A 1206-nucleotide genomic window follows, 5' to 3' on the forward strand; every position below is an offset into this window, starting at 1 on the left:
ATTGAGCAGTCCTTTACGCCCTGGGTCGATCCTGAGCGAGTGCATCGGGTGCTGGATTTATGCACCGGTAGTGGCTGTATCGCGATTGCCTGTGCCTACGCGTTTGAGCATGCGCAGGTGGATGGCAGTGATATCAGTGCCGAGGCCCTGGCCGTGTGTGAGGAAAACATCCAGCGTCATGGGCTTGGCGAACAGGTGCGGGCGCTACAATCCGATGGGCTGGCCGCGGTGGATGGCCCCTATGACCTGATTGTCTCCAACCCGCCCTATGTGGATGCCCAGGATATGGCGAATCTGCCAGATGAGTACCGCCATGAGCCGGAGCTGGCGCTGGCGTCTGGAGATGACGGTCTCGACTTCACGCGCCAGCTGTTACTGGATGCACCGGATCGGCTCACTGAAGACGGTGTGCTGATTGTGGAAGTGGGCAACAGTTGGGAGGCCATGCTGGCGGCTTGGCCCCAGGTGCCGTTTTTCTGGTTCGAATTCGAGCGCGGCGGGCATGGGGTGTTCATGCTTACCCGCGCACAGCTGCTAGAATACCGTGATGACCTGCTGGCTCATTGAGGCAGCCTTGCTGAAGAGCACCTTGTCAGCTTAAAGCGATTTAACGGGTTTTCGTGGCAGAGCATTGATTTCAATAATTTTTTAAGAGGGGCAGCATGTCCGGTAACAGTTTCGGTGAGCGTTTTCGCATTACCACCTTCGGTGAAAGTCATGGCCCCGCCCTGGGCGCTATCGTGGACGGTTGCCCCCCAGGCCTGGAAATCAGTGAAGCGGACCTGCAGGTTGAGCTGGACCGCCGTAAGCCGGGTACCAGCCGTTATACCACCCAGCGGCGCGAGCCGGATCAGGTAAAAATCCTCTCCGGGGTGTTCGAAGGCAAGACCACCGGCACGTCCATTGGCTTGCTGATTGAGAATACCGACCAGAAATCCAAGGATTACTCCAACATCGCCGGCACGTTCCGGCCTGGCCATGCGGATTACACCTACACCCAGAAATACGGTTTCCGTGATTATCGCGGCGGCGGACGTTCCTCTGCCCGGGAAACGGCCATGCGCGTGGCCGGCGGCGCCATTGCCCGCAAATTCCTGGAGCAGCGCCTGGGCATTCGTATCTATGGTGGCTGCACCCGGATTGGTGATGTGAAGGCCGAGTCCTGTGACTGGTCGGCGGTGAACAACAATCCGTTCTTCTTCCCGG

The 1206-nt window shown here is 58.7% G+C and carries 2 protein-coding genes; both read left to right on the top strand.

From position 1 onward, the window contains the following. Nucleotides 1-567: 50S ribosomal protein L3 N(5)-glutamine methyltransferase (gene prmB, locus A3754_RS19595; RefSeq protein ID WP_063521042.1), on the top strand; the 567-nt coding region annotated here is incomplete at its 5' end. Nucleotides 568-662: 95 nt separating this feature from the next. After that, nucleotides 663-1206, top strand: a 544-nt coding sequence (gene aroC / locus A3754_RS19600; RefSeq protein WP_063521043.1) for a chorismate synthase, incomplete at its 3' end; no start/stop codon positions are given.

Source organism: Alcanivorax sp. HI0083 (assembly GCF_001635175.1).